At 41.4% G+C, this 24,584-nt stretch carries 24 protein-coding genes; 12 read left to right on the top strand and 12 right to left on the bottom strand.

Annotated elements, in window-relative coordinates:
* Positions 1-62: 62 nt before the first annotated feature.
* Both AB9K32_RS15660 and AB9K32_RS15655 read right to left on the bottom strand, forming a co-directional pair.
* On the bottom strand, positions 63-299 hold the full coding sequence (locus AB9K32_RS15660) for a NifU family protein (protein ID WP_293299146.1): 237 nt from the start codon (positions 297-299) through the stop codon (positions 63-65).
* 11 nt (positions 300-310) lie between these two features.
* Entirely contained in the window at positions 311-1,450 is a 1,140-nt protein-coding gene (locus tag AB9K32_RS15655) for a P-loop NTPase (RefSeq protein WP_369885702.1), read from the bottom strand.
* 225 nt (positions 1,451-1,675) lie between these two features.
* Here AB9K32_RS15655 and AB9K32_RS15650 point away from each other — a divergent pair, with 225 nt between their 5' ends.
* Positions 1,676-3,337: an amidase gene (locus AB9K32_RS15650; RefSeq protein ID WP_369885701.1), complete on the top strand. Its 1,662-nt coding sequence runs from the start codon at positions 1,676-1,678 to the stop codon at positions 3,335-3,337.
* Here AB9K32_RS15650 and AB9K32_RS15645 read toward each other — a convergent pair whose 3' ends face one another.
* From AB9K32_RS15645 to trmB, 3 genes are read right to left on the bottom strand one after another with little or no spacing between them, the layout of a single operon-like run.
* Positions 3,338-3,661: an MGMT family protein gene (locus AB9K32_RS15645; RefSeq protein WP_369885700.1), complete on the bottom strand. Its 324-nt coding sequence runs from the start codon at positions 3,659-3,661 to the stop codon at positions 3,338-3,340.
* Between the two features lies 1 nt (position 3,662).
* Positions 3,663-4,301 carry a LysE family transporter gene (locus AB9K32_RS15640; protein WP_224836275.1) on the bottom strand — a complete coding sequence of 213 codons (639 nt, stop codon included), beginning with the start codon at positions 4,299-4,301 and terminating at the stop codon, positions 3,663-3,665.
* A gap of 3 nt (positions 4,302-4,304) precedes the next feature.
* Positions 4,305-4,973 carry a tRNA (guanosine(46)-N7)-methyltransferase TrmB gene (gene trmB, locus AB9K32_RS15635; RefSeq protein ID WP_369885699.1) on the bottom strand — a complete coding sequence of 223 codons (669 nt, stop codon included), beginning with the start codon at positions 4,971-4,973 and terminating at the stop codon, positions 4,305-4,307.
* 85 nt (positions 4,974-5,058) lie between these two features.
* On the opposite strand from trmB, the gene AB9K32_RS15630 reads away from it, so the two are divergent.
* On the top strand, positions 5,059-6,189 hold the full coding sequence (locus AB9K32_RS15630) for a glycosyltransferase (RefSeq protein ID WP_369885698.1): 1,131 nt from the start codon (positions 5,059-5,061) through the stop codon (positions 6,187-6,189).
* On the opposite strand, the gene AB9K32_RS15625 is transcribed toward AB9K32_RS15630, so the two are convergent.
* Positions 6,075-7,169 (bottom strand): ATP-binding protein, encoded by a 1,095-nt coding sequence (locus tag AB9K32_RS15625; protein WP_293298801.1) that lies wholly within the window; start codon positions 7,167-7,169, stop codon positions 6,075-6,077. The genes AB9K32_RS15630 and AB9K32_RS15625 overlap by 115 nt on opposite strands.
* Positions 7,169-7,855, bottom strand: a complete 687-nt coding sequence (locus AB9K32_RS15620; RefSeq protein WP_224836271.1) for a response regulator transcription factor — start codon at positions 7,853-7,855, stop codon at positions 7,169-7,171. Before AB9K32_RS15620 ends, AB9K32_RS15625 begins: the two co-directional genes overlap by 1 nt.
* Before the next feature lie 186 nt (positions 7,856-8,041).
* Between AB9K32_RS15620 and AB9K32_RS15615 the strand changes: the two genes are divergently transcribed.
* The 6 genes from AB9K32_RS15615 to AB9K32_RS15590 all read left to right on the top strand — a co-directional run bounded on the left by AB9K32_RS15615 (position 8,042) and on the right by AB9K32_RS15590 (position 14,727).
* Positions 8,042-10,867, top strand: a complete 2,826-nt coding sequence (locus AB9K32_RS15615; protein WP_369885697.1) for a TonB-dependent receptor domain-containing protein — start codon at positions 8,042-8,044, stop codon at positions 10,865-10,867.
* Between the two features lie 20 nt (positions 10,868-10,887).
* Positions 10,888-12,081 (top strand): multidrug transporter, encoded by a 1,194-nt coding sequence (locus AB9K32_RS15610; protein WP_224836269.1) that lies wholly within the window; start codon positions 10,888-10,890, stop codon positions 12,079-12,081.
* 149 nt (positions 12,082-12,230) lie between these two features.
* Positions 12,231-12,542 (top strand): T9SS type A sorting domain-containing protein, encoded by a 312-nt coding sequence (locus AB9K32_RS15605; protein WP_224836268.1) that lies wholly within the window; start codon positions 12,231-12,233, stop codon positions 12,540-12,542.
* Between the two features lie 145 nt (positions 12,543-12,687).
* Positions 12,688-13,011: a T9SS type A sorting domain-containing protein gene (locus AB9K32_RS15600; RefSeq protein WP_224836267.1), complete on the top strand. Its 324-nt coding sequence runs from the start codon at positions 12,688-12,690 to the stop codon at positions 13,009-13,011.
* Between the two features lie 69 nt (positions 13,012-13,080).
* Positions 13,081-14,067, top strand: coding sequence for an acyl transferase (locus AB9K32_RS15595; protein WP_369885696.1), 987 nt, complete (start codon positions 13,081-13,083; stop codon positions 14,065-14,067).
* A 114-nt stretch (positions 14,068-14,181) separates the two neighbouring features.
* Entirely contained in the window at positions 14,182-14,727 is a 546-nt protein-coding gene (locus AB9K32_RS15590) for a cupin domain-containing protein (RefSeq protein WP_369885695.1), read from the top strand.
* Positions 14,728-14,844: 117 nt separating this feature from the next.
* Here AB9K32_RS15590 and tyrS read toward each other — a convergent pair whose 3' ends face one another.
* A complete protein-coding gene (gene tyrS, locus AB9K32_RS15585) occupies positions 14,845-16,140 on the bottom strand; it encodes a tyrosine--tRNA ligase (protein ID WP_369885694.1) in 1,296 nt (431 codons plus the stop codon).
* Between the two features lie 85 nt (positions 16,141-16,225).
* Here tyrS and AB9K32_RS15580 point away from each other — a divergent pair, with 85 nt between their 5' ends.
* Positions 16,226-17,230 carry an NAD-dependent epimerase/dehydratase family protein gene (locus tag AB9K32_RS15580; RefSeq protein WP_369885693.1) on the top strand — a complete coding sequence of 335 codons (1,005 nt, stop codon included), beginning with the start codon at positions 16,226-16,228 and terminating at the stop codon, positions 17,228-17,230.
* Here the strand turns inward: AB9K32_RS15580 and AB9K32_RS15575 are convergent.
* The 3 genes from AB9K32_RS15575 to AB9K32_RS15565 are packed head-to-tail and all read right to left on the bottom strand — an operon-like array spanning position 17,214 to position 19,725.
* Positions 17,214-17,657 carry a DUF4296 domain-containing protein gene (locus AB9K32_RS15575; protein WP_224836262.1) on the bottom strand — a complete coding sequence of 148 codons (444 nt, stop codon included), beginning with the start codon at positions 17,655-17,657 and terminating at the stop codon, positions 17,214-17,216. The two genes, AB9K32_RS15580 and AB9K32_RS15575, sit on opposite strands and share 17 nt — an antisense overlap.
* A gap of 3 nt (positions 17,658-17,660) precedes the next feature.
* Positions 17,661-18,995 (bottom strand): dihydroorotase, encoded by a 1,335-nt coding sequence (locus AB9K32_RS15570; RefSeq protein WP_369885692.1) that lies wholly within the window; start codon positions 18,993-18,995, stop codon positions 17,661-17,663.
* A 1-nt stretch (position 18,996) separates the two neighbouring features.
* The gene (locus AB9K32_RS15565; RefSeq protein ID WP_224836260.1) at positions 18,997-19,725 is read right to left on the bottom strand and encodes a polyprenol monophosphomannose synthase; all 729 of its coding nucleotides are present in this window, start codon (positions 19,723-19,725) and stop codon (positions 18,997-18,999) included.
* Between the two features lie 122 nt (positions 19,726-19,847).
* Here AB9K32_RS15565 and AB9K32_RS15560 point away from each other — a divergent pair, with 122 nt between their 5' ends.
* Genes AB9K32_RS15560 through AB9K32_RS15550 form a run of 3 tightly spaced genes read left to right on the top strand, consistent with a single transcriptional unit; the run spans position 19,848 to position 22,909 of the window.
* Positions 19,848-21,503 carry an ArnT family glycosyltransferase gene (locus AB9K32_RS15560; protein ID WP_369885691.1) on the top strand — a complete coding sequence of 552 codons (1,656 nt, stop codon included), beginning with the start codon at positions 19,848-19,850 and terminating at the stop codon, positions 21,501-21,503.
* On the top strand, positions 21,500-22,159 hold the full coding sequence (locus AB9K32_RS15555) for a DUF4271 domain-containing protein (RefSeq protein ID WP_369885690.1): 660 nt from the start codon (positions 21,500-21,502) through the stop codon (positions 22,157-22,159). Before AB9K32_RS15560 ends, AB9K32_RS15555 begins: the two co-directional genes overlap by 4 nt.
* A 6-nt stretch (positions 22,160-22,165) precedes the next feature.
* Positions 22,166-22,909: a uroporphyrinogen-III synthase gene (locus AB9K32_RS15550; protein WP_224836257.1), complete on the top strand. Its 744-nt coding sequence runs from the start codon at positions 22,166-22,168 to the stop codon at positions 22,907-22,909.
* A gap of 51 nt (positions 22,910-22,960) precedes the next feature.
* Here the strand turns inward: AB9K32_RS15550 and pckA are convergent, their stop codons facing one another.
* Entirely contained in the window at positions 22,961-24,577 is a 1,617-nt protein-coding gene (gene pckA, locus AB9K32_RS15545) for a phosphoenolpyruvate carboxykinase (ATP) (RefSeq protein ID WP_369885689.1), read from the bottom strand.
* Between the last annotated feature and the right edge of the window lie 7 nt (positions 24,578-24,584).

Here is a 24,584-nt window from a genome sequence, read left to right as displayed (position 1 = left end):
AACTAGAATTTTTGGCATGCAACTTACTACTTGCCCAAAAAAGGAATAATGATTTTTATCAGTTAGGTGATGTTGACCACTTTCTCAATCTGGGGAGCGTACTTTTTTATGGTCATTTCCACTCCGCTCTTTAGGGTCATTTGATTTACACTGCAACCAATGCAATTTCCTTCCAATCGCACCGTAACAATATTGTCCTCAATGGAGACCAAAGTAATATCCCCGCCATCACTTTGTAAAAACGGACGTATTTCATCCAATGCTTTTACTACATTGCTTTTTGTTTCTTCTGATGTCATTGTTGCCATGCTCATTTCTTTTTAACGGCGGAACAACCGGCCATTGTTGTAATCTTAATTGCTTCGGTAGGGGGAAGATCGGTATTTCTTCTCACCATCTCCTGAACCACGTTCTTGGTCAGTTCCTCAAAGGCTTCTTCGGTAGGGGTCGCGGTCTGTAAAGCAGCCGGCCTTCCCACATCTCCAGCCTCCCTGATGCTCTGCACCAACGGAATCTCTCCCAAGAACGGTACATTTAGATCTTCCGAAAGGTTTTTTGCTCCGTTCTCACCAAATATGTGGTACTTGTTGTCCGGCAGTTCAGCAGGTGTAAAATACGCCATATTCTCCACGATTCCCAATACGGGCACATTTATCGCTTCTTGCTGGAACATGGCCACACCTTTTCTGGCATCGGCCAATGCAATTTCCTGAGGGGTACTCACTACCACTGCCCCGGTTACCGGTAGGGATTGCATAATGCTTAAATGGATATCTCCCGTTCCTGGAGGCAAATCCAATAACAAGAAGTCCAACTCTCCCCAATGCGCATCAAAAATCATTTGGTTCAATGCTTTTGCTGCCATAGGCCCCCTCCAAATCACAGCTTGGTTGGGTTCTGTAAAAAATCCGATGGAAAGTAGCTTTACGCCATAATTTTCGATAGGCTTCATTTTAGCCTTGCCCTCCACATTTATGGACAAAGGTTTCTCCGTGGCCACATCGAACATAATGGGCATGGACGGGCCGTAGATATCGGTATCCAGCAATCCCACCTTAAAGCCCATTTTGGCCAAGGTTACGGCCAAATTAGCAGTAACAGTTGACTTTCCAACACCTCCCTTACCAGATGCAACGGCTATAATATTCTGAATTCCCGGAATGGGATTTCCTTTTATCTGATTCACTTTCGGTTTTGCAGGGGCATCAACCTTTAGGTTGACCTTGATCTTCGCCTTTTCATAAACTTCACTATGGATGATTTTCAAAATCTCCACTTCGGTCTTCTTTCTGGCCTGAAGACTAGGATTCTTTATGGTTACATCCACTTCTACCTCATCACCGAATACCTGAACATTCTTCACCGAACCGCTCTCGACCATATTTTGGCCTTCACCCGGGGCGGATATTTTTTCCAATGCTCTTAGAATATCTGCTTTTTTCAACTTCATGAAACCTAATAATTTATTGACCAATTGTTTGAACTGGTTCTAAACTACAAAGATACGGTGTTGGGGTTAGATTAAGAAGTAGTACTGTTGAATTTCAAAATAAATGGGTTTTTACTTTTTACATACTGGCAACAACGCAATCCCTTCATAAAAAATATAGATTATTATGTGCAATTTTCCGAAAAACTGTAGTTTAGAAGCAATAATCCAACTAACTCGACCAACATGCTACCAAAAAACAAAGTTACCCTGTTCGCCCTTTTGGTTATTTCTCTGTTTTGGATCTCTTGCTCAACCCATAAAAATTCCTTCACTAAACGAGACGTAAAGAAATCCGAGAAATTGATCGGACTGAAGTTCTCCGATAGAGCGATCGACACACTTTACCCCTATCTTAAAAGAAATCGAAGCGGGTTCGATTCCTTGCGCAAATATTCTTTGGGCAATGATGTATTTCCTGCCGTGCGCTTTGACCCCACTCCTTTTGATTTTACCATGCCAAAGCAGCAAAATGGCAGCCAATGGATTATTCCCGACAATGTAGAAATCCCTAAACCTTATGATCTGCTGGCCTTTTACACTATTCCTCAATTGGCCTCATTGATCAAAAATCAGAAAATAACCTCGACCGAGCTCACCACATTTTTTTTGGAGCGATTAAAAAAGTATCAACCTGCTTTGCAGTGTACCATTACCATTACCGAAAGTTTGGCGCTTGAACAGGCCAAAAAAGCTGACGAAGAGATAAAAAATGGCAAGTATAGGGGCATCCTGCACGGTATCCCTTATGGAACCAAAGATTTAATGTCCGTTCCCGGTTACCCTACCACATGGGGCGCAGCACCCTATAAGAATCAAATTATTGATGAGACCGCCACCGTAATTCAAAAACTTGAGGATGCCGGAGCCATTTTAGTGGCCAAACTTGTATCCGGAGCTTTGGCCCGTGGCGATGTTTGGTTCGATGGCAAAACAAAAAATCCTTGGGACACTACCCAAGGAGCCAGTGGGTCTTCGGCAGGGTCAGGTTCTGCTACATCTGCTGGGCTTGTTCCTTTTGCCTTGGGCACGGAAACTTTGGGCTCCATTACCTCCCCGAGCACACGGAATGGGGTCACAGGCCTGCGCCCTACATACGGCAGGGTGAGCCGGCATGGTGTTATGAGCCTAAGCTGGTCAATGGACAAAGTTGGGCCTTTGGGAAGAAATGCCGAAGATTGCGCAATTGTTTTTGAAGCGATTCAAGGAAAGGACAAAAATGACCTGACCACCATAGACCTGCCCTTTGGTGTGGATTGGAAAAGAGACATCAAAAGTTTGAGGGTGGCCTATTTAAAAAAAGATATTGAAAAAGATACTACTGATTCTGGCGACAATTTAAGAAACGCCTTAAAATCGCTAAAGGATCTTGGTATTGAACCTACCGCTGTAGAAATGCCCAAGGATATTCCTTATCGAGGATTCGATATTATTCTGAGGGCAGAAGCCGGTGCTTTTTTTGATGAACTTGTACGTTCTGGAGGAGTGGACACTATGGTTGAACAGGACCGGCGATCACGCGCCAATTCCCTGAGACAAAGCAGGTTTATCCCTGCTGTGGAGTACATTCAGGCCAACAGGCAAAGACAGGTGCTTATCCAAAAAATGCAGGATTTAATGAAGAATTACGACGTTTTGATTTCCCCTTCATTTGGAAACGATCAACTTTTGGCCACAAATTTAACAGGGCACCCTGTAATTGCAGTGCCAACCGGATTGGATAAAAAAAATCATCCTACCAGTATGACCTTCGTGGGGAACTTGTACGATGAGGAAAGTATTCTATTATTGGCAAAAGCTTTTCAGGACAACACTTCGTTTGAAGAAATGCACCCCCCGGGATATTGATCATAATTCCACTACGGGATCCCAAAAGTATTTCTGAAAATCGACAACTTGGTTGTCCTTGACCGAGATGCCCTCGTTTTCCAACAATTGTTGCATCATATTACTTCCATCAAAATGGTGCTTGCCCGTTAATATGCCCGATCGGTTGACTACCCGATGTGCTGGAACATCTTTAGTATGGGAATTGTTCATGGCCCAACCTACCATTCTGGCACTACGGGCAGCTCCCAAATATTTGGCTATGGCCCCATAGGATGTCACCCTGCCATAAGGTATCTGTTTGGCTACTTCGTAAACTTTGTCAAAGAAGCTTATTTCCTCCATACTAGCGGTACATAATACGAATTAGGGTAATGATCAACAATAAGAGCATTAGGGCACTCAAAATATAATTGGAATTTTTGGAAAAACGGTTGGTCTTTGTTTCCATTTTATCAAAATAAAAAGTATACAGATATAGTACAGAAAATGTACCCGCGCCCGCCGCTACTACAAAGGTGGTAATGTCCTCGGCCTTGAACTTTATCCAACCCGCCTCGTTCCACATGGCATTTAAACCACTATAATAGGGAATGGTCAACAAATTAAGGGCCGCCAAGAGAACGCCCTTAAAAAAACTATTCTTTTTACTTAGATTTACTTCCTTTATGCCCTGCTGGGATTTGGTCTTGTTCCGTTTAGCCATCACAAAAAAGTAAATGGCAAAAAAGGCAAAGACCGCAACGGCAATTTTAAAAAGAATATCGATCACCTGCGGATTGCGGTACAGAAATTTTGATATGTACACTGCAATATAGGCCTGAACCATAATGGTGCTGGATACACCCAAACTGAAAATAACCCCATTGAGCTTTCCTTTTTCCACACTCACCTTAGCTGCATTCATATTCAGCAAGCCCGGGGGTACGGTAGCCATAAAGGCTGCCGAAAATGTGGCAAAAAAGAGGATGAGTACGTGGGTCATTGATCAGTTGATCCTAAATTGGATATATGTGATTGGTTTTCCGTTTTCAAGATACTGATTTTCGTAGAAAGTCTGAATTTCCAGAACTTCGGATGGTGCTCCTTCATTTTTATACACATCGTGGTTGGCATAGAGTATTTCGTGGCCCAAGCCCTGTAATAGGCCAAGGGTATACCCGTGCATGTACTCGCTGTCGGTTTTAAGATTAATTACCCCTCCCGGCCTCAGTACTTTTTTATAGCGTTCTAAAAACACAGGGTTTGTCATCCTATGCTTTGTTCGCTTGTACTTGATCTGTGGGTCGGGAAACGTAATCCAGATTTCGCTCACTTCTCCTTCGTCGAACAAATGGTCCACCAACTCAATCTGTGTACGCAAAAAGGCCACGTTACCCAGGTTTTGCTCAATGGCTGTTTTGGCCCCACGCCAAAATCGCGCTCCTTTAATATCGATGCCAATGTAATTCCTGTCAGGGTCCATTTGGGCAAGACCTATAGTGTATTCCCCTTTTCCACAACCCAACTCCAAAACTATGGGATTGTTGTTGCCGAAAAAGGAGGCCCATTGGCCCTTATGCTTAAACCCGGCCAAAACATCTTCTCGTGTGGGCTGCACCACATTGGCAAATGTTTCGTTCTCCTTGAACCTCTTGAGTTTATTTTTACTTCCCACTTTGGTATCGAATTGCGCAAAAAATTAATGATTTGGCAAAACTAAGGAAATCTAAAAGCAATTCGCATTTTGTTTTTTTGTTGTTATGAATTCTTCCAAACGCATTCTGGTCGCTCCATTAAATTGGGGTCTGGGACATGCCACGAGATGCATACCTATTATTCATGAGCTATTAAAGCACGGACATCAACCTTTCATTGCTTCGGACGGCGTTGCCTTGGCGCTCCTTAAAAAGGAGTTTCCCCATTTACCGGTTTTTGATTTGCCATCTTACAAAATATCTTATGCGGAAAAAGGAAAGCATTTTAAGATAAAAATGATCTGGGATTCCCCCAAAGTGCTTAAAGCAATGGCCAAGGAAAAGAAAGCGGTAAAACGCTTGGTAAAAGAGTATGGGCTGGATGGCATTATTTCCGACAATCGTCTTGGTGCTTATTACAAAAAAGTGCCTTGCGTTTTTATTACTCACCAGCTCAATGTACTCTCGGGGAACACAACATGGATGAGCTCCAAGGCCCATCAAAAAATCATTAAAAAGTTTGATGAATGCTGGGTGCCCGATGTAAAGGGAAAACCTAATTTAACCGGAAAGTTGGGGCATTTAAAAAAGACGAAGCTGAATATTGCATATTTGGGCCCATTAAGCCGATTTGAAAAAAAGGAACTCCCCATTATCTACGATTTAATGGTCCTGCTCTCCGGTCCCGAACCACAACGCACCCTTTTGGAAGAAAAGTTACTCAAGGAGCTAAATGGGTTCAAGGGCCATATCCTATTTGTGAAAGGTAAGATCGAAGAGGAACAGACATCCGAAGAAATACATTCGCCCCATGGAAAAATAACCTTATTCAACTTTATGAAATCGGATGAGCTGGAGAATGCGCTGAACCAAAGCAAAAAGGTTCTTTGCCGATCTGGGTACACTACGGTTATGGATTTGGCAAAATTGGAGAAAAAAGCATTTTTTATTCCAACACCGGGCCAGTACGAGCAGGAATATTTGGCGAAACGTATGCAAAAACAAGGCTTGGTCCCCTTTAGCACCCAAGAAGACTTTATTTTAGACGACCTATCCAAAGTGGTGGATTATAAAGGGCTGAATCAGTTTGAACCGATGGTGGATTTTTCTTCTTTGTTCGGTGTTTTTGTCGCTGCGGAAGTTTTTTCCAAGGTGAATGAAAACTCGGAACCGACATCCACTTCGCTCTCCACATAGATTTTCTCACCATGGGCCTCCACAATATGCTTTACTATGGCCAATCCGAGACCGGACCCTCCTTCCGAACGGCTTCCACTTTGATCTACACGATAAAAGCGTTCGAATAAACGAGGTATATGCTGTTTTGGGATTCCGGCACCATTGTCCGTCACCCTTACGATAACCTTGTTCTTAATCAAATCTTCCACACTTACCTCGGCCGTTCCTTTGGGCAATCCATATTTAATGGCATTGACCAACAAATTGCTCATTACCTGTTGTATTTTCTCCTTATCCCCATTCACGTAGATGGGATTGGGATAATTCATATCAAAGGTTAAGGACACCTCTTTTTTGGCCGCCCTCATTTCCAAGAGATCGAACGTATTTTGAATAAGCTCTATAATATCAAAATCCTCTCGCTCCAGTTTAAGTTCTCCAGCTTCGAGCTTGGTGATCAAATCGAGGTCTTTTACTATGTAAATAAGCCGTTCAACCCCTTTGTTGGCACGTTGTAGATACTTTTTACGAAGTTTCTTGTCGTTCATTGCCCCATCGAGCAAGGTCAGAATATAGCCTTGCACTGTAAAAAGTGGTGTTTTTAGTTCGTGGGAAACATTGCCTAAAAAATCTTTTCGGTACTCTTCCCTAATTTTAAGGGTGTCGATCTCAATCTTCTTTCCTTCGGCAAATTTTTCGATTTCTTGGACCAAGGTCCTCATATCGGTGGTAACCGGTTTGGAAGAAAAGGTAGACGACTCAAGTAGCGACACATCATCGTATATTTTTTTTATTCTACGATAGATAAAACGTTCCACCCTGATCTGGATAATGGTAAAGCAAATGATAAAACTTATAAAAGCAAACAGCACTACATTTGGCCAGGGCATATCCCCGAAATCGTTATGGAATGCAACAAAAAGGACCGTAATCAAGAAAGTTATGACCAGGGAAGACCTTAAAGCAAATTTATATGACTTTTTAAGCTTTATAGCCATTAGAGTACAAACTTATACCCCACACCTTTTACAGTCTTAAAGTGATCGTCGCCGATTTTTTCGCGTAGTTTTCTAATATGTACATCTATGGTGCGCCCGCCCACAACTACCTCGTTGCCCCAAACTTTATCCAAAATAACCTCGCGCTTAAACACTTTGTTGGGTTTGGAGGTAAGTAGGGAGAGTAGTTCAAATTCCTTTCTTGGCAGTACCATTTCCTCTCCGGCCTTCACAATTTTATATTCTTCCCTATTGATGACGATATCACCGACCTTAACTATATCCTCTACTTCTTTTTTCTCGTCCTTTAACCTTCTTAACAAAGCTTTTACCTTGCTTACCAAGACTTTGGGCTTTATTGGCTTGGTAATGTAATCGTCGGCTCCAGCATCAAAACCGGCCATTTGGGAGTAGTCCTCGCCACGAGCTGTAAGGAATGTAATTATGGTATTGTCCAGACCGGGAGTACTTCGGATAACTTCGCATGCTTCAATACCATCCATCTCTGGCATCATCACATCCATAATGATCAGATGCGGGTTTTTCTTTTTGGCCTTGGCCACGCCCTCGACGCCGTTTTTTGCGGTAAAGACCTCATATCCTTCGGCCGAAAGGTTATACCCAATAATTTCCAATATATCGGGCTCATCGTCAACCAATAGAATCTTAATATCCTTGTTGTTCATGGGTTGGTATTTCTGTGTTAAACGCTCAAATGTAAAGATAATACACTTACGGGATAAATGCTTAACGTTCATTTAATCTGGTAACCTTATTGTAACACAACTGAAATAAACACTTAACATACCTCTAACACGGCTTTTACACCCTCCCTGTTTCTTTGCCCCAAAATTAATCCTACACAGTAGAGCATGAAAACATATTTAATATTGGCCCTGTCCTTATTTACCTTTTCGCTATCCGCACAACAGAACGGTAGCGTTGTGGGGAAACTTACGGACAAGGAACTTAACGATGACCCTCTACCTTTTGCCAATGTACTGATAAAAGGAACTACCATGGGTACCACTTCGGATTTTGATGGTCTTTTTCAAATAGCTGATGTTGAGCCAGGAACCTATACTCTGGTATTTAGCTTTTTAGGGTACGAGACCTTGGAAATACCAAATGTTCTGGTCGAAGCTGGAAAAGTTACAGAAATAAATGCAGGCCTTGGTGCCAGTAGCGTAGGTTTAGATGAAGTCGTTGTTACCACTACTGCCAGAAAAGATTCAGAAATAGCCCTTCTTCTACAGCAGAAAAATGCTTTGGTAATGCAAGAAGCCATTAGCGCGGAGGCACTGACATTAAAAGGTATTGATGACGCCGCTGCGGCCGTTGCACAAATTTCCGGAATATCCAAACAACAAGGTTCCAGCAATGTTTATGTAAGAGGATTGGGCGATCGTTACCAAAACACTACAATGAACGGTCTCGCGCTTCCGTCGAATGATGTAGAAAAAAAGAATATCAACTTAGACCTGTTCGGTTCCAGTATTATCGAAAATGTTTCGGTAAGCAAGGCTTATAGCCCAACTTTTTATGGTGATTTTGCTGCTGGAAATGTAAATATCGACTCAAAAGAATACACTGGCGATGGATACCTTGAAGTTTCTCTTGGTGGCGGAATCAATTCCAATGCTGCTGGCGAAGAATTTTTTAAGAGCGAGGGAACAAGTGACTTTGGTTTTTACAACAGGTATGACAATGACCCGTTCGCGGTAGTTCTATCCCATGGTGTGGACCCTGAGTCTGCATGGGAACCAATTAACCTAAGCGGAGCTATCGAGGGAGGTTACTCCTTCGATTTTAACAACGATAAATCCCGATTGAGCTTTTTTGGAACAGCTAGTTTTTCCAATGGATTTGAAATTTGGGAGGGACCCGCAAGAGACTTCACAAATGTACTAAAAGTGGATTTCCCCAACGTTCGTGAGTATGCTTACAAAACTACAACAACTGCTCTGGCAAACGTAACTTATCGCATTAATACGGAAAATAAACTCAAGTTCAGTTCTTTGTTCGTAAACAGTGCTGCCGACAGGGTAGGATACTACGGAGTAAATGGACAGGGCACCAACCGAGATGCCATTTTGGACACAGACCAAGGGTTCTACGTAATGAACGTTCAATTCAACCAAGATATGATCTTCGTAAACCAATTGACCGGTCAACACCTTTTTGACGACAAATTGAGCCTAGATTGGGGAGTTGGTTTCAACAAAGTTTTTTCTGATGAACCGGACAGAAAGCGTATCACCCTGGAAAACTATCAGTTTGCCTTGGACAATGATGATAGCACCAACCCTGTTTTCTATACCAACATTCCTTTCGACAACCAACGCTTTTTCCAAAGCATAGACGAAAACGAGCTAAATAGCTTTATGAACTTAGGCTATAAAGTTTCAGACAAGGTAAAACTTAACTTTGGCTATAACGGAAGAAGAAAGGAGCGTAGGTTCAATAGTACCCGTTATGGATATGATATTGTAAACAGGGACAATACTCCCATTACAGATGTAAACAATCTCAATTCCATATTTAACGTAGAAAATATCAATATCCCTGCTGGAGAAGGTCTTTGGAACACTATAGTTCTTAACCCGATCACTAACGAAATAGGCAACACCAACCGACCTGGATTGCCAGAAAACACATATAAAGGAAATCAAGGCATCCATGCATTCTACACAACGGCCGAATTGGGTGTTACCGACAAGTTCAGTATTGTACCTGGTATAAGAATAGAATCTTTCAGTCAAAAGGTAAAATACGATGTTATCAACATAAGTCCGGTAGATCCAGGTTTTAGAGAAGTTTATGAAAACATCTTTTTACCTAGTATAAATGTAAAATATGCACTTACCGAAAATTCAAATCTTAGGGCTGGATTTAGCAAGACCGCATCTTTCCCAGAATTTAAGGAAGTTGCTCCATTTGTGTACGAATCGGTGACACAAAGGGTTGGAGGTAATCCCGACCTTTTGGGTGGTCTGGATGGAAATGGCCCTACCTATTCCGATATTTATAACTATGATGTTAAATATGAATGGTTCTTGGAAAGAGGGGAAATAATTTCCATTGCTGCTTTTGCAAAAACCATTAAAGACCCAGTAAACCGAGTTGTTGCTGCCGACGCAACCGGAACGCAACGTTATTTTAGAACTGGAGAACAAGCAGATATCTACGGTGTTGAACTGGAAGCTAGAAAAAACCTTTTAATGGACAGTGATGACAATGCCATTGTTTCCATGGGGTTGAATGCGGCGTACACACACACCGAGCAAGATTTAAAAGATATTCCCGCTGGTACAGAGAATACCTTCGGAACCTCGTTTGACAGAGATTCCGATGAACTTGAAGGAGCATCCCCTTTTATTATTAACGCCGACCTAAACTACAGTCCTACATTTGGTAACTATAGGCCTAAAGCCACAGTGGCCTTTTCCTATTTTTCCGATCGTATTTTCTCTTTAGGAGCAGGTAGTTTGGGCAACATTGTTGAAAAAGCGGTTCCTACTTTAAATTTTGTTTGGCAAAATTCCTTCGGAGAACACTTTGAAGCCAATCTTTCAGCAAAAAACATTTTGGACCCGGATATTTCTTTGATAAGAGAAGGAACCGATTTAGGGGACATTGTAATAAGAGAGTATAATCTTGGGGTTAACATTGGGCTAACCCTTAAATATAAATTTTAATTCTATTTAAATTCTGACAAATGAAAAACAAGTTTTTATTTTTAGGTATAGCCGCTGCTTTGTTCATTGCTTGTGAAGCTGACGATACCTCAGATATTGTTATCACCGATAACAGTGTTACGAACAATACCACCAACAATTCAGATGGTGGCGGAGATGAAGTAACCTCCGTAAACCTTAATGGTCTATACACACAAGACCTTACTTTGGACCCCGATATTGCCTATACGGTAACAGGGCCGGTCCTTATGGCAGAAGGAACAACCTTGACCATTCCAGCAGGCATGACCATTGAAGTAGAACCAATTGGTGTAAACGCCTATATCGCAATACTCCAAGGAGCACAGATCAATGCCAATGGAACATCTGCTAACCCAATCGTTTTCACTTCGAACAGTGCAGACCCTGGGCCTGGTGATTGGGGCGGATTGGTTCTTTTAGGAAAAGCGCCTATCAACTCCACTCCTGATGGATCAACCGACCTTGCTACTTCAGAAGTAGGGGCATTGTCTTACGGAGGAAACACTCCTGGCGATGATTCAGGTGTGCTTCGTTATGTTCGTATCGAATATTCCGGTGGTGCAGTTGATGGCAACGCCGAATTGAACGGACTTTCCCTTTACGCTGTTGGTAACGGTACTGAGATAGATTACGTTCAAATCTACGAAGCATCCGATGACGGATTCGAATTTTTTGGCGGAACCGTAGAAGCAAGCCACTTGATCGTTGTGAACTCCGAAGATGATTCAATCGACTGGACAGAAGGATTTACCGGTGCCCTGACCGATGTATACGTACAACATGGAGGAACCATCAACGACAAAGCTTTTGAATGTGATGGATTCAACACAGACTTTAGTAACGAAGGTGGTTATTTTTCTAACCCAACTGTAACCAATGTAACCGTTGTAGGAGGTCCAAACAACGCTGGTGAAGCAATAAGATTACGTGCTGGAACACAAGGAACATTTACCAATGTTGTTGTAACCGATTTTGAAGAGGCTTTCGACTTGGACGACAGCGATACAGGACAAGGCGTTTTGGATGATCTTTTAAATATTGTTGATGTAACCTTCAACAATGTTACCACGACTTTGAAAAACGATACCGGAGCTGTATTTAACGAAAGCGATGTTATCTCTGGAGTTGGCAACGGTACTGGAACCGATGTCGCTACTTGGGGTGCTGACTGGACAGTTGGTATCAACGAATAAAATTTCTAAATAAATTAAAGGAGCCCTCGAAAAATCGAGGGCTTCTTTTTTGCATTTCATCGAAAAGTAACCCTCTATTCATCAATTGGTTCCGGTTTGGCAAAGCAATTTTTATATATTTGTGGCATACCGTTTGCAACCATTAACGTATGAAGCACTTTTACTTCGTAATTCTTTTATTTATCTGTACACTTGGTTTTTCTCAGGATAATGCCAGGTCAAGTGCCGATATTGAAGGCTTCAAACTTTACCCCAATCCGGTTACTCAAGGAAAGGTCTACATCGAAACAGCTCTAAATGCACCAAAAAAAATCCTCGTTTTCGATGTGTTGGGGACACAGGTCCTGGAAACCACTATTCTTGGTAAGGAACTCAACCTTTCCAATTTGGATAAAGGTGTTTATATTTTAAGGGTTTTCGAAAAAAACAAGGTAGCCACTAGAAAGCTCATTGTTAAGTAGTTCGGCCCTTTTTAACCTCATTTTCCAATCCTAAACAACAGCTTTCAACGCTTTACCACCAGTTTTAGTATTTTCACAACATAATGTGGTACAACTTAACATGGTTATCTACTTTTATATTGCACATAGACCCCAAATCAGCAATATGAAGAAAATCTACTTTGTTTTACTTATGGCTTTACCTTTATTTTCTTTCGGTCAGGAGCTGGTAACAGTGAACAATGAGCCCGTACAAGAGCTCAAGGGTTTTAAAATGTACCCTAACCCGGCCTATGGAAGTGAAGTGTATATTACGACGGAATCCAACGGAACCAAAGAAATCAGAGTTTACGATGTTTTTGGCGAAGTTGTGCTTACAAAAAGAATAAACACCAATACTTTGGACATTTCCAGATTGGTTCCCGGAGTTTATGTACTCCAAGTAACGGAACGCAAAAAAACAATGACCCGAAAATTGGTGATCAAATAAAAATTGCCCAACATTTTTAAAGCCCTTTTCATCAAGGGCTTTTTTATTTTTAGGTAATTTTGGGGCTCAATGAAACAGTTTGATACCCATCGCATATTTTCCATCTCCAACGCTTACGATTTTGACCGGGTCGCATTGGATGTTTTTAGGTTTCAATACCAGAACAACCAAGTCTATCACCAATTTTGCAACCATTTGGGCAAGACCCCGAAAACTGTTTCACTAACACGGGAAATTCCTTTTTTGCCCATATCTTTTTTTAAGACCCACGCTGTACGCTCCACAGAACAGGAAGCAGAAACAGTATTTACAAGCAGTGGCACAACCAAAACTTCCACAAGCAAGCATTTTGTTCCGGAAATCGAACTTTACGAAAAGAGTTTCTTGTCCGCTTTTTATAAATTTTATGGTTCACCAAAAGAGTTTTGTATTCTGGCCTTATTGCCATCTTACCTCGAAAGGGAAGGATCCTCATTAATTTATATGGTCAATGATTTGATCAATAAATCCGCTCATCCAAGCAGTGGTTTTTATCTTCACAATCTGGACGAACTGCACCAAAACCTGCTCAAATTGGAACAGAAGGGAACCAAATGTCTTTTGATCGGTGTTTCCTTTGCCTTATTGGATTTAGCAGAAAGATTTTCGATGAACTTACAAAATACCATTATAATGGAGACCGGTGGAATGAAAGGTCGTCGTAAAGAATTGATTCGAGAAGAACTGCACCAATTACTGCAAAAAGGATTGGGCGTGGAGAAAGTACATTCCGAATATGGAATGACGGAGCTTCTGTCCCAAGCATATTCGAAAGGCAATGGCATTTTTAAGACCCCACCTTGGATGAAAATCATTACTCGGGATACCGAGGACCCATTATCTATCCAATCGGCCGGTAAAACGGGAGGTATCAACGTTATCGATTTAGCGAACATTTATTCTTGTTCATTTATTGCCACACAGGATTTAGGAAAAACCTATCCAAACGGAACTTTTGAAGTTTTGGGCCGTTTTGATGATTCCGATATCCGCGGTTGCAACTTGATGGTCTTGTAATATTACATAGTCCATACATCCAATTATACACAAAACCCATCTTTTCATAACATTATAACCTTTGCGTTATCAATATTTTACGTAATTTATTGAGATAACCAAACAATCGAGATTATGAATAGAAGTGCTTTTTTAAAAAGAAGTGCCCTCTCTGCAGCGGCATTGGCCACTTTACCTGGATTCGCCCATGTACATTCAAAGGAAGAAGAGAACAACAAAACTCTGGAACCAAAAATTGTACGAAAGGGAGAGGGCAAACAAGTAAATGTTATCGGTGACCAACAAACATTTAAACTTACCAGCGAGGACACCAACGGTCTTTTTACCTTAATAGAAGAAGTAAATCCTCCCGGCACAATGATCCCACCACACGTTCACACCAATGAAGACGAAATCTTTAAAGTTTTGGAAGGCGAGCTAGAAGTAACTGTTGGGGACCAAACAACTATTTTAAAGGCAGGTGATTTGGCATTTGCGCCTAAAAATATTCCACACACTTGGAAGGTAGTCGGGGATAAAGACTGCAAAACCATTTTAAGTGTATTCCCTGCAGGGCTGGAACTAATGTTCGAAGAATTGGGCAACTTGCCCCCTGGCCCGCCAGATTTTTCCAAAATAACCGAGATTTGCGGCAGATATGGAATTACATTTTTAACCTAACAAAAAAGCCATCTTTTAGATGGCTTTTTTATATTGCTTTATGTTCAAGAAAATGTCCTTTGTTATCCTGAACTTTTTAAGACTGTCCCAACAATTTGTTTGACCCGTGTGAATTGGTTATTCCGCAATCAACACAAAATAATTTTTTTTGCCCCTTTGTAGCAGTACAAATTTATTGTTGATCAAATCCGATTCGGTAATCAGGTAATCTTCTTTAACCTTTTCCTTGTTTACGGATATGGAATTCTGTTTTAATTCTCTTCTTGCCTCACCATTGGATCCTAAAAACCCGGTTTTGGCGGCCAACGCCCCTATCATGTCCAAACCTGGATTTAGTTCCTCTTTACCAATAGTGGCTTGTGGCACCCCGTCAAAAACATCCAAAAACGTTTTTTCATTGAGTTGTTTCAAGTCTTCTGAAGTTGACTTTCCAAAAAGGATATTGCTCGCTTTAATCGCATTGTCCAAATCTTCCTGGGAATGCACCATGATAGTAACTTCTTCTGCCAATCTCTTTTGAAGCGCCCTCATATGTGGAGCCTCCTTATGTTCAGCAACCAAATTCTCTATTTGCTCCCTGCTCAAAAATGTAAAGATCTTGATATACTTTTCGGCATCTTCATCCGAAGTGTTCAACCAGTACTGGTAAAACTTATAGGGCGATGTTCTTTCTGCATCCAGCCAAATATTGCCGCCTTCTGTTTTTCCAAATTTGGTCCCATCTGCCTTGGTGATCAAAGGACACGTAAGGGCAAATCCCTTTCCACCACCAATTCTACGGATCAATTCGGTCCCCGTGGTAATGTTGCCCCATTGGTCGCTACCTCCCATTTGAAGGCTACAATCGTGGTTTTGGTAGAGGTATAAAAAATCGTAACCCTGCACCAGTTGGTAGGTAAATTCGGTAAAGGACATACCCTCCTTGGCATCGGACGAAAGACGTTTTTTTACGGAATCCTTGGCCATCATATAATTAACGGTAATATGCTTGCCAACGTCCCGGATGAACTCCAAAAACGAAAAATCCTTCATCCAATCGTAATTGTTGACCAAGACCGCAGCGTTGGGCCCACCGCTTTCGAAATCCAGAAACCGGCTCAATTGAGATTTTAAGGCTTCTTGATTATGGCGCAGTGTTTTTTCGTCCAGCAAATTCCGTTCGGCTGATTTTCCAGAAGGATCACCGATCATGCCCGTGGCACCACCCACCAAAGCATAAGGCTTGTGGCCTGCCAATTGAAAATGCTTCAACATCATTACTCCCACCAAATGTCCAATATGCAGGGAGTCTGCGGTAGGGTCTATCCCTACATAGGCAGAACGCATTTCCTCCATAAGATGTTCTTCGGCTCCAGGCATCACATCGTGTACCATTCCCCTCCATTGTAGTTCTTGAACAAAGTTCTTCGTCATGATCAGTTTTTTGGAATAGGTGCAAATATAAAATGAAGTTGGCATTTGACTGAATATTTCCAGCACAAATAGGTACTTTTACGGTATGATTTTGGTTACGGGAGGCACTGGACTGATCGGTTCCCACTTACTTTTCCATTTGATCAGCAATGGGAACAAGGTCAGAAGCAATTATAGGACAAAGGAATCCATTGATAAAGTCCACAACGTTTTTGGATACTATACCGACAATCCGTCAGATTTGGTGGAACAAATTGATTGGGTTAGGGCCGATATTACCAATTTAGGTGGTTTGGATTCGCTTTTTGATGGGATCTCTCAAGTATTCCACTGTGCCGCACTGATTTCTTTTGACCCCACGGATTTTAAAGCTTTAGAGCGCACCAATGTTGAAGGTACTGCGAACATTGTGAACCTTTCCTTAAAGCACAAGGTAAAAAAACTGTGCTACGTAAGTTCCATTGCTGCCATAGGACCAAGCCTTAAACAAAAAGAAATCACCGAGGAAACCGAATGGCTCGAAACCAAGGCATCTGTTTACGGAATTACCAAATATGAGGCTGAGCTCGAGGTATGGCGCGCATCACAAGAAGGCCTGTCCGTGGTTATCGTAAACCCTGGTGTTGTGATCGGTCCTGGTTTTTGGAAGTCCGGCAGCGGCACCTTTTTTTCCTATGCAGCCAAAGGAAAAAAGTATTACATCCCCGGTGGCACCGGTTTTGTAAGCGTGCACGATGTTATCAAAGCCATGACGATGCTCATGGCATCGGAGATTAAAACCGAACGATTTATTTTGGTGGGCCAAAATATGACCTATGGAGAACTATTTAAGAAAATAGCTCCAAAATTGGGCGTTGAGCCACCAGACCGGAAAGTTTCCAAATTTATGTTGGAACTCTTTTGGCGGTTGGATTGGGCAAGAAGCCATTTGTTCGGAAAAAGAAGAAGGCTATCCAGAATAATGGCCAAAGGATTGTATCAACAGCAAATTTATAGTAATCGGAAGATACGATCGCAGCTAGATTTCACGTTTGCGGACCTGGATAAAGCCATCGCTTTTTGCTGCGATAAGTTTATGACGAAGAATTAGATTTCTTTTCATTGGCTTCGCGCACGGCCTTAATGGAATCGGTCCGTTTTAAACTTGCCGCACGAACACTATCGTTACGACGCTTTCCAATGGCCTCCAATGTATCTTTTTTCTGCTTCACCCTTGCTTCCACACCTTCATAAATGGCCTGATACTCCAAAGGAAGCGAAGCATAATACAGATCGCTCTGCGAAAACTGTGCACTATCAATATCGTACTTGGTGTAGATAAAATCCATAATATCGATTCTGGAATCCTTGAATTTTCTGCTCGTGGTTGCTTGTGCTGCATTAAAAATTGCCAGATCATGGAGAATATCCATCATTTGTTCCTTTGGAATAAGGTTTTCCGGTTCTTCCACTACTTTTTCCGCACAGGAGACCATCAAAAAAAATAGACCTATAAAAAAAAGTATGGTACGTATCATTCCTTATCGATTAAAAGTGAGCCTCTTTGCATTTTTCTCTGGATGGAAATTACCATTTTCAAACGCCAATAAACCATTTACAAAGGTTCGCTTTATTTCGGAGCCAAAAGTAACACCTTCGAACGGGGACCATCCACATTTATAGAAAATATTATCTTTTTTAACCTCGTTTTTAGAACCTCTGTGCACCTGAACCAAATCTGCAAAATACCCTTCTCGAACAAATCCTCGCCGATCAATATCAAAAAGCTTGGCTGGATTATGGCACATCTTCTCTACCATTTTTTCCAAAGTAATAACACCTTCCTGTTCTTTTTGTAGCATGGCCAATAGTGCGTGCTGTACCAGAGGTCCACCAGAAGGTGCTTTTGTATAGGGGTTGTCCTTTTCTTCCATGGTGTGCGGTGCATGGTCCGTGGCCACAACATCAATACGATCATCTAGGAGGGCTTCCCAAAGTTTGGCCCTATCGTTTTTGGTCTTAACCGCCGGATTCCATTTAATGAGTGTTCCCTTTTTTGCATAGTCCTCATCCGAAAACCAAAGATGGTGGATGCAGACTTCCGATGTGATTTTTTTATTTTCCAAAGGAATCTCATTGGTGAACAAATCGGTTTCGATGCCCGTTGAAAGGTGAAAGACATGCAATCTCGCCCCTGTTTTCTTGGCCAAGGCAATCGCTTTTGATGAACTTAGGTAGCATGCCTCCGCGCTCCGGATAATGGGGTGCATCTCTATAGGAATGTTATCCCCGTACATTTTTTTATATGATTCCAAATTGGTCCTAATGGTCCCCTCGTCCTCACAATGGGTGGATATCACCATTTCGGTATTGCTAAAAATCTGCTCCAATACTTGCTCGTTGTCCACCAACATATTTCCTGTTGATGAGCCCAAGAACAGTTTGACCCCGGAGCAGGCATTTTTATCCAACCGTTTTAGTTCCTCCAAATTATCGTTTGTGCCCCCAAAAAGAAAGGAGTAATTAGCGAAGGAATCTTTTGCAGCAATGGCAAATTTATCTTCCAATTTTGCTATTGTGGTCGTTTGCGGGTTGGTATTGGGCTGTTCCATAAAAGTGGTTATGCCCCCAGCTATGGCCGCCCTGCTTTCTGTGGCAATGGTACCTTTGTGCGTTAGCCCTGGCTCCCTAAAATGTACTTGATCATCTATAACACCGGGCAACAAAAGATCTCCATTCAAATCGATTACCTTCGCATTGGGATTGGATATATCGGCATCGACACGGAGAATAAAATCACCCTCTAACAACACATCGGATTCAAAAATGCTGTTCTCGTTTACAATGTTGGCGTTTTTCAACAGAATTTTTGACATACTAAAATTTCTTTTTAAAGAATACACTTCTAAATTTCATGGCTATCACACCAAAAATGGCCTCCCGGATAATTGCCGAGTTCATTTTAGATTTTCCTTCTACCCTATCGGTAAAAATTATCGATACTTCCTCTATCTTAAATTTTTTGAGGTACGCCCTATACTTCATCTCTATTTGAAAGGCATAGCCAATAAAGCGCACATTATCCAAATTAATGGTCTCGAGCACTTTTCGTTTGTAGCATACAAAACCAGCAGTGGGATCGTGCACTTTCATTCCGGTAATGAACTTTACATAGAAAGATGCACCATAGGAAAGTAAGATCCTGGCCAAGGGCCAGTTGACCACATTTACTCCTTTTTTATACCGGGAACCCACGGCAACATCGGCTCCGTTTAAGCAAGCTCTGTGCAATCTGGATAGGTCGGCAGGTCTATGTGAAAAGTCGGCATCCATCTCAAAAATGTACTCATATCCTTTTTTCAGGGCCCATTTAAAGCCATGGATGTACGCCGTCCCCAAACCAGACTTCTCTTTTCTGACTTCCAAAAACAGTCGTTCCGGAAAGTCAATTTGCAATTTCCGGACGCAATCGGCAGTACCATCCGGAGAGTTGTCGTCTACCACAAGTACATGAAAATTCTTCTTTAGATCAAAGACCGTTTTTATAATGGCCTCGATATTTTCAATTTCATTGAATGTGGGTATAATGACCAAGCCGTCTGACATTCGCACTGTATTAGTTTGTCAAAAATAAGGTTTTCTATCTTGCCTGCACAAGTAACCTTTGGCAAGTAATACGGTCACTGGTTCAATATTTGTAACTTTGCGCCTTTAAAAAACCTATTTTAATGTCTCAAAAGTTTCCCAGACTTTTTTTTATACTATTAGCGGTTCTTTTTGTACTCAATCTTGTTCAAGCTTCGATAACGGAATTGATTTACGATGAGGCCTATTACTGGTACTATGCGCAAAACTTGTCCTGGGGATATTTTGACCATCCTTCCATGGTTGCCTTTTTGATCAAACTAAGTAGTCTTTTCTTTGATGGTGAACTAGGGGTAAGGTTTATGAGCACCATACTTTCGGCCGGCACCTATATTTTGCTCTGGCTTTTGGTGGACAACCCCAAGAAAAAGGACTATGTTGTTCATTTTTTCTTGTTGGTGTTTTCTTTTACCTTGATGAACGCATATGGTTTTTTAACCTTGCCCGATACATCCCTACTGTTCTTTACCGCCCTGTTCCTATGGCTATACAAACGCTTTCTTGAAAACGAGGCTATCTTGACCACAATTTTACTGGGCCTGACCATGGCTGCGCTTATGTACAGTAAGTACCATGCGGTATTGGTCATCTTGTTTGTTTTCCTTTCCAACTACAAACTAATTTTTAACAAAAAAGCGTGGCTTGCAGTAATACTGGCCTTGATTTGCTACATTCCCCACTTTGTTTGGCTCTATAAGAACAACTTTGTATCCATTACCTTCCATTTGTACGAACGGCCCAACCAAGCCTATTCCTTTGATGGTTTTACATTGGGATATTTCTTGAACATTATTGCAATAGTCGGTCTATTGTTCTATTGGATCTATGGTTCGCTTTTTAAGTTCAGGCCCAAGGATACTTTTTCCAAAGCTTTGGTTTATTTGGTATACGGTGTATTGATTTTCTTTTTCATTTCCAGTTTTAACAGAAGGGTACAAGCGCAGTGGACCATTGTTGTCTCGATCCCGTTGGCCATAATTGCTTTTGATTACCTGATCAGCAATAAAAAAAGTAGAAAATGGATGTACCGAACAGGTATTGTCAGCTTGGTGCTTTTAATGTACGCCAGAGCATGGATGGTACACTACCCGTTATTTCCCATGCTCTACGAAACCCATGGCAACAAGATTTGGGCCAAAGAACTTAAAGAAAAGTCCGGGGGTGTTCCGGTTGTTTTCGAAAACTCCTATCGCAGGGCTCCCAAATATGAATTTTACTCGGGGGTTCCATCCATTTCCTTGAACAATTATATGTACCGAAAAAACCAATATTCCATAGATGGTTCCGAAGAAAGGGTTCGCGGCAAAAAAGTATTGTACGTATCCAAATATAAAAAGAGTGGGGATGTGACCTATATGCATTTGGACAGCACCATATTTTTTGGAAACTATATTGAAAACTTCCAATCGTACCGAAATCTAAAGTGCATAGTGGACAAAAAGGAAAACAATACGGGTTATTCTTTAAAAGTATACAATCCTTATCCTTTTGACATCCCGTTGGAGCAATTAAAATTCACCATTTCCTATTCCAACAAACACAAACAAGTAAAACAAATGCGTTCTTTAAAAGTTAATAAGCTAACGCCGAAAGCATCAACCTTGCGGTCCAAGGACACTTTGTTCTATTCTTTTGATCTACCCCTGTCCAAAATGGAAAACCCATCTTACTTTAGGATTGGAATTGCAGAAAATGGATTGCCTCCCGGACTAAACGGACAACCTATTAAAATTGAATGATGGAACCGGTTGAAAAAACGATCATTTCTATAGATTGGATGACGGTTACGCTGTTCATCAGTTTGGTTGTTTTGGCTTTGGGCAAGTATTTGTACCACAAAAAATTCTTGAATTTTATTATCCTTCCATTTAATGATAAATACATTCTTCTCCATAATAAAAAAGGGCAATTTTCCCATTGGTTCCATCTACTTTTAACCCTTTTCCAATTAATCAACCTTTCACTGTTTCTTTACTTGGTCTTAAGAACTTTTTCCTTGTTGCCGGATGGCGAACCTCTTACCATTTATTTTATATTATTGGGTTTTTTGGCCCTGTTCGAACTGGTTAAATTTTTAGTTCAAATGTTCACGGGATATGTTTTTAACAATACAGTTGTTATAAGCGGCCTGATTTTTAGTAAAATTTCTTACCTCAACTACAGCAGTATTGTAATTTTACTCACCAACATATTATTGATTTACATTACAACCAACTCAAAAACAGCAATATATACTGCAATTCTATGTGTTGCCCTAATTAATGGCATTGGTGTGGCCAAGCTGTTGAAGAACTATCAAAAAGCACTGTTCCCTTATTTTGTCTATTTTATTTTGTACCTTTGCGCACTCGAAATTGCGCCCTTGGTGTTAATTGGAAGCTATTTAAAAGGTTGATAACTTATGAAAGTAAAAACAATTTTGGTTTCCCAACCAGAACCCAAAGTCGAAAACTCACCTTACTCAAGATTAATTGAAAAAGAGAAAATTAAAGTAGATTTCAGACCATTCATTCATGTTGAAGGCGTAGAGGCCAAGAATGTTAGGCAACAAAAAATCGACTTGAACAACTTCTCTGCAATTATCTTGACCAGTAGAAACTCTGTTGACCATTTTTTTAGAATTGCTGACGAAATGCGCTTCAAGGTTCCGGATTCAATGAAATATTTTTGTCAGTCGGAGGCAGTTGCCTATTACTTACAAAAATATGTTGTATACCGTAAGAGAAAAATCTATGTTGGAAAAAGGACTTTCAACGAATTGATTCCTCTGATCAAAAAGTATAAGGACGAAAAATTCCTATTACCGTCATCTGATTCCCTAAAACCTATTGTCCCCGAATTATTGGACGAATTGGGAGTTAATTGGACACGTGGAATTTTTTACAAAACCGTGATCAGTGATCTTTCCGACCTAAGAAACGTTTATTACGACATCTTGGTATTCTTTAGCCCTTCTGGCATTGAGTCCTTGATGAAGAATTTTCCGGATTTTGAACAGAACAACACGAGAATTGCCGTTTTCGGCAATAGTACGGTAAAGGCCGCGACCAATGCAGGACTTAGAATCGATATTCAGGCGCCAACGCCGGAGACTCCATCGATGACCATGGCACTGCAGAAATACATTACCAGTGTAAACAAATAAAGTCGAAATTTTGATCAATAAAAAAGCCCCGAAAATCGGGGCTTTATTTTTTTAGAATGCATACCGTTGCGGGCCTCCCCTTCGGATTTCCTCACTGGCATAAGATTCAAACTTTTTAAAGTTTTCCCTAAAGGCATTGCTCAATTTAAAAGCTGTTTTGTAGTAAGCCTCATCATTGTTCCAAGTAGTTCGTGGACTGAGCACTTCTTTAGGTACTCCAGGACATTCCCTTGGCTGTGCCACCCCGAATACGGAGTGTATATGATAGTTTTCGTAATTGTACAGCCCAAGTTTACCTGTTAATGCCGCACTTATCATTGCTCTGGTGTATTTTAACTTCATACGGGTACCAACTCCATATGGTCCGCCGGTCCAACCTGTGTTCACCAACCAAACATCAACACCGGACTCCTTCATTTTCTTACTCAACATTTCAGCATATTTAGTAGGGTGAAGCGGCATAAACGGAGCTCCAAAGCATGCCGAAAAAGAGGGCTGGGGTTCCACAACACCCGCTTCGGTCCCTGCAACCTTGGCCGTGTATCCGGAAATAAAATGGTATGCCGCTTGGGATGGTGTCAGCTTAGAAATTGGAGGCAACACACCAAAAGCATCGGCAGTAAGGAAGAAGATGTTCTTTACATTTTCACCAATGGACGGCTCTTGAATATTTTCGATATGATGAATCGGGTAACTTACTCTTGTATTTTGTGTAATGGAGGTATCGGCGAAATCGACCACCCCATTATCGTCCATGATCACATTCTCCAAAATTGCCCCCTTTTTTATGGCACCGTAGATCTCTGGCTCTTTCTCTTCGGCAAGGTCTATAACTTTTGCATAACAACCACCTTCAAAATTAAAAACCGTATTCTTGAAGGTCCATCCATGCTCATCATCACCGATTAGCTTTCTGTCGGGATCAGTGGACAAGGTAGTTTTTCCGGTTCCCGACAACCCAAAGAATATTGCGGTATCCCCATCTTGCCCCATATTTGCGGAGCAATGCATGGGCAAGGTGTTTTTATATACAGGTAGAATAAAGTTCAAAGCAGAGAAAATCCCTTTTTTAATCTCCCCCGTATACCCGGTACCCCCGATCAGGGCAATTTTTTTACTGAAATTAAGTATGGCAAAATTATGCTGGCGGGTTCCATCTTCCTTTGGATCGGCCTTGAAACCTGGTGCATTTACAACAGTCCATTCCGGGTCAAAACCTTGCAATTCTTCTTCGGTAGGGCGAAGAAACATGTTGTAGGCAAACATATTGGACCAAGGATATTCATTGATCAACCGTATGTTCAACTTATATTCTGGATCGGCACAAGCATAAGAGTCCCTAACATACAGCTCTTTATTGTTGAGATATGCGATTACTTTATCATAAAGCTTATCAAACTTTTCGCTCTCAAAGGGAATATTAATGTTGCCCCACCATATTTTATCGGATGTAATATCGTCCTTAACAATAAAACGGTCCATGGGTGATCTTCCCGTAAACTCCCCCGTGTTAACGGCCAAAGCTCCAGAGGAGGCCTCTTTGCCCATACCCAACTCAATGGTAATGTCGTGCAGCTCGTCCGGTGAAAGTTGATAATTGATATTATCGTGGGTTATCCCATACGTTTTTAACGAAATCGATTTCGTGGCTGAAGCAGAATCCTTCATAGTTTAG

Source organism: Allomuricauda sp. XS_ASV26 (assembly GCF_041224615.1).
In the GTDB taxonomy this organism is placed as follows: Bacteria; Bacteroidota; Bacteroidia; order Flavobacteriales; family Flavobacteriaceae; genus Flagellimonas; species Flagellimonas alginolytica.
This window is presented reverse-complemented; position numbering and strand designations above follow the sequence as displayed.

Excerpts from the sequence above, each read along its gene's own strand:
- AB9K32_RS15580 (WP_369885693.1), top strand. The coding sequence starts at position 16,226 with ATGATTTTGGTTACGGGAGGCACTGGACTGATCGGTTCCCACTTACTT.
- tyrS (WP_369885694.1), bottom strand. The coding sequence starts at position 16,140 with ATGACGAAGAACTTTGTTCAAGAACTACAATGGAGGGGAATGGTACAC.
- AB9K32_RS15640 (WP_224836275.1), bottom strand. The coding sequence starts at position 4,301 with ATGACCCACGTACTCATCCTCTTTTTTGCCACATTTTCGGCAGCCTTT.
- AB9K32_RS15570 (WP_369885692.1), bottom strand. The coding sequence starts at position 18,995 with ATGTCAAAAATTCTGTTGAAAAACGCCAACATTGTAAACGAGAACAGC.
- AB9K32_RS15610 (WP_224836269.1), top strand. The coding sequence starts at position 10,888 with ATGAAAAACAAGTTTTTATTTTTAGGTATAGCCGCTGCTTTGTTCATT.
- AB9K32_RS15605 (WP_224836268.1), top strand. The coding sequence starts at position 12,231 with ATGAAGCACTTTTACTTCGTAATTCTTTTATTTATCTGTACACTTGGT.
- pckA (WP_369885689.1), bottom strand. The coding sequence starts at position 24,577 with ATGAAGGATTCTGCTTCAGCCACGAAATCGATTTCGTTAAAAACGTAT.
- AB9K32_RS15650 (WP_369885701.1), top strand. The coding sequence starts at position 1,676 with ATGCTACCAAAAAACAAAGTTACCCTGTTCGCCCTTTTGGTTATTTCT.
- AB9K32_RS15630 (WP_369885698.1), top strand. The coding sequence starts at position 5,059 with ATGAATTCTTCCAAACGCATTCTGGTCGCTCCATTAAATTGGGGTCTG.
- AB9K32_RS15595 (WP_369885696.1), top strand. The coding sequence starts at position 13,081 with ATGAAACAGTTTGATACCCATCGCATATTTTCCATCTCCAACGCTTAC.
- AB9K32_RS15555 (WP_369885690.1), top strand. The coding sequence starts at position 21,500 with ATGATGGAACCGGTTGAAAAAACGATCATTTCTATAGATTGGATGACG.
- AB9K32_RS15590 (WP_369885695.1), top strand. The coding sequence starts at position 14,182 with ATGAATAGAAGTGCTTTTTTAAAAAGAAGTGCCCTCTCTGCAGCGGCA.
- AB9K32_RS15625 (WP_293298801.1), bottom strand. The coding sequence starts at position 7,169 with ATGGCTATAAAGCTTAAAAAGTCATATAAATTTGCTTTAAGGTCTTCC.
- AB9K32_RS15565 (WP_224836260.1), bottom strand. The coding sequence starts at position 19,725 with ATGTCAGACGGCTTGGTCATTATACCCACATTCAATGAAATTGAAAAT.
- AB9K32_RS15660 (WP_293299146.1), bottom strand. The coding sequence starts at position 299 with ATGACATCAGAAGAAACAAAAAGCAATGTAGTAAAAGCATTGGATGAA.
- AB9K32_RS15620 (WP_224836271.1), bottom strand. The coding sequence starts at position 7,855 with ATGAACAACAAGGATATTAAGATTCTATTGGTTGACGATGAGCCCGAT.
- AB9K32_RS15655 (WP_369885702.1), bottom strand. The coding sequence starts at position 1,450 with ATGAAGTTGAAAAAAGCAGATATTCTAAGAGCATTGGAAAAAATATCC.
- AB9K32_RS15615 (WP_369885697.1), top strand. The coding sequence starts at position 8,042 with ATGAAAACATATTTAATATTGGCCCTGTCCTTATTTACCTTTTCGCTA.
- AB9K32_RS15560 (WP_369885691.1), top strand. The coding sequence starts at position 19,848 with ATGTCTCAAAAGTTTCCCAGACTTTTTTTTATACTATTAGCGGTTCTT.
- AB9K32_RS15550 (WP_224836257.1), top strand. The coding sequence starts at position 22,166 with ATGAAAGTAAAAACAATTTTGGTTTCCCAACCAGAACCCAAAGTCGAA.
- AB9K32_RS15600 (WP_224836267.1), top strand. The coding sequence starts at position 12,688 with ATGAAGAAAATCTACTTTGTTTTACTTATGGCTTTACCTTTATTTTCT.
- AB9K32_RS15645 (WP_369885700.1), bottom strand. The coding sequence starts at position 3,661 with ATGGAGGAAATAAGCTTCTTTGACAAAGTTTACGAAGTAGCCAAACAG.
- AB9K32_RS15575 (WP_224836262.1), bottom strand. The coding sequence starts at position 17,657 with ATGATACGTACCATACTTTTTTTTATAGGTCTATTTTTTTTGATGGTC.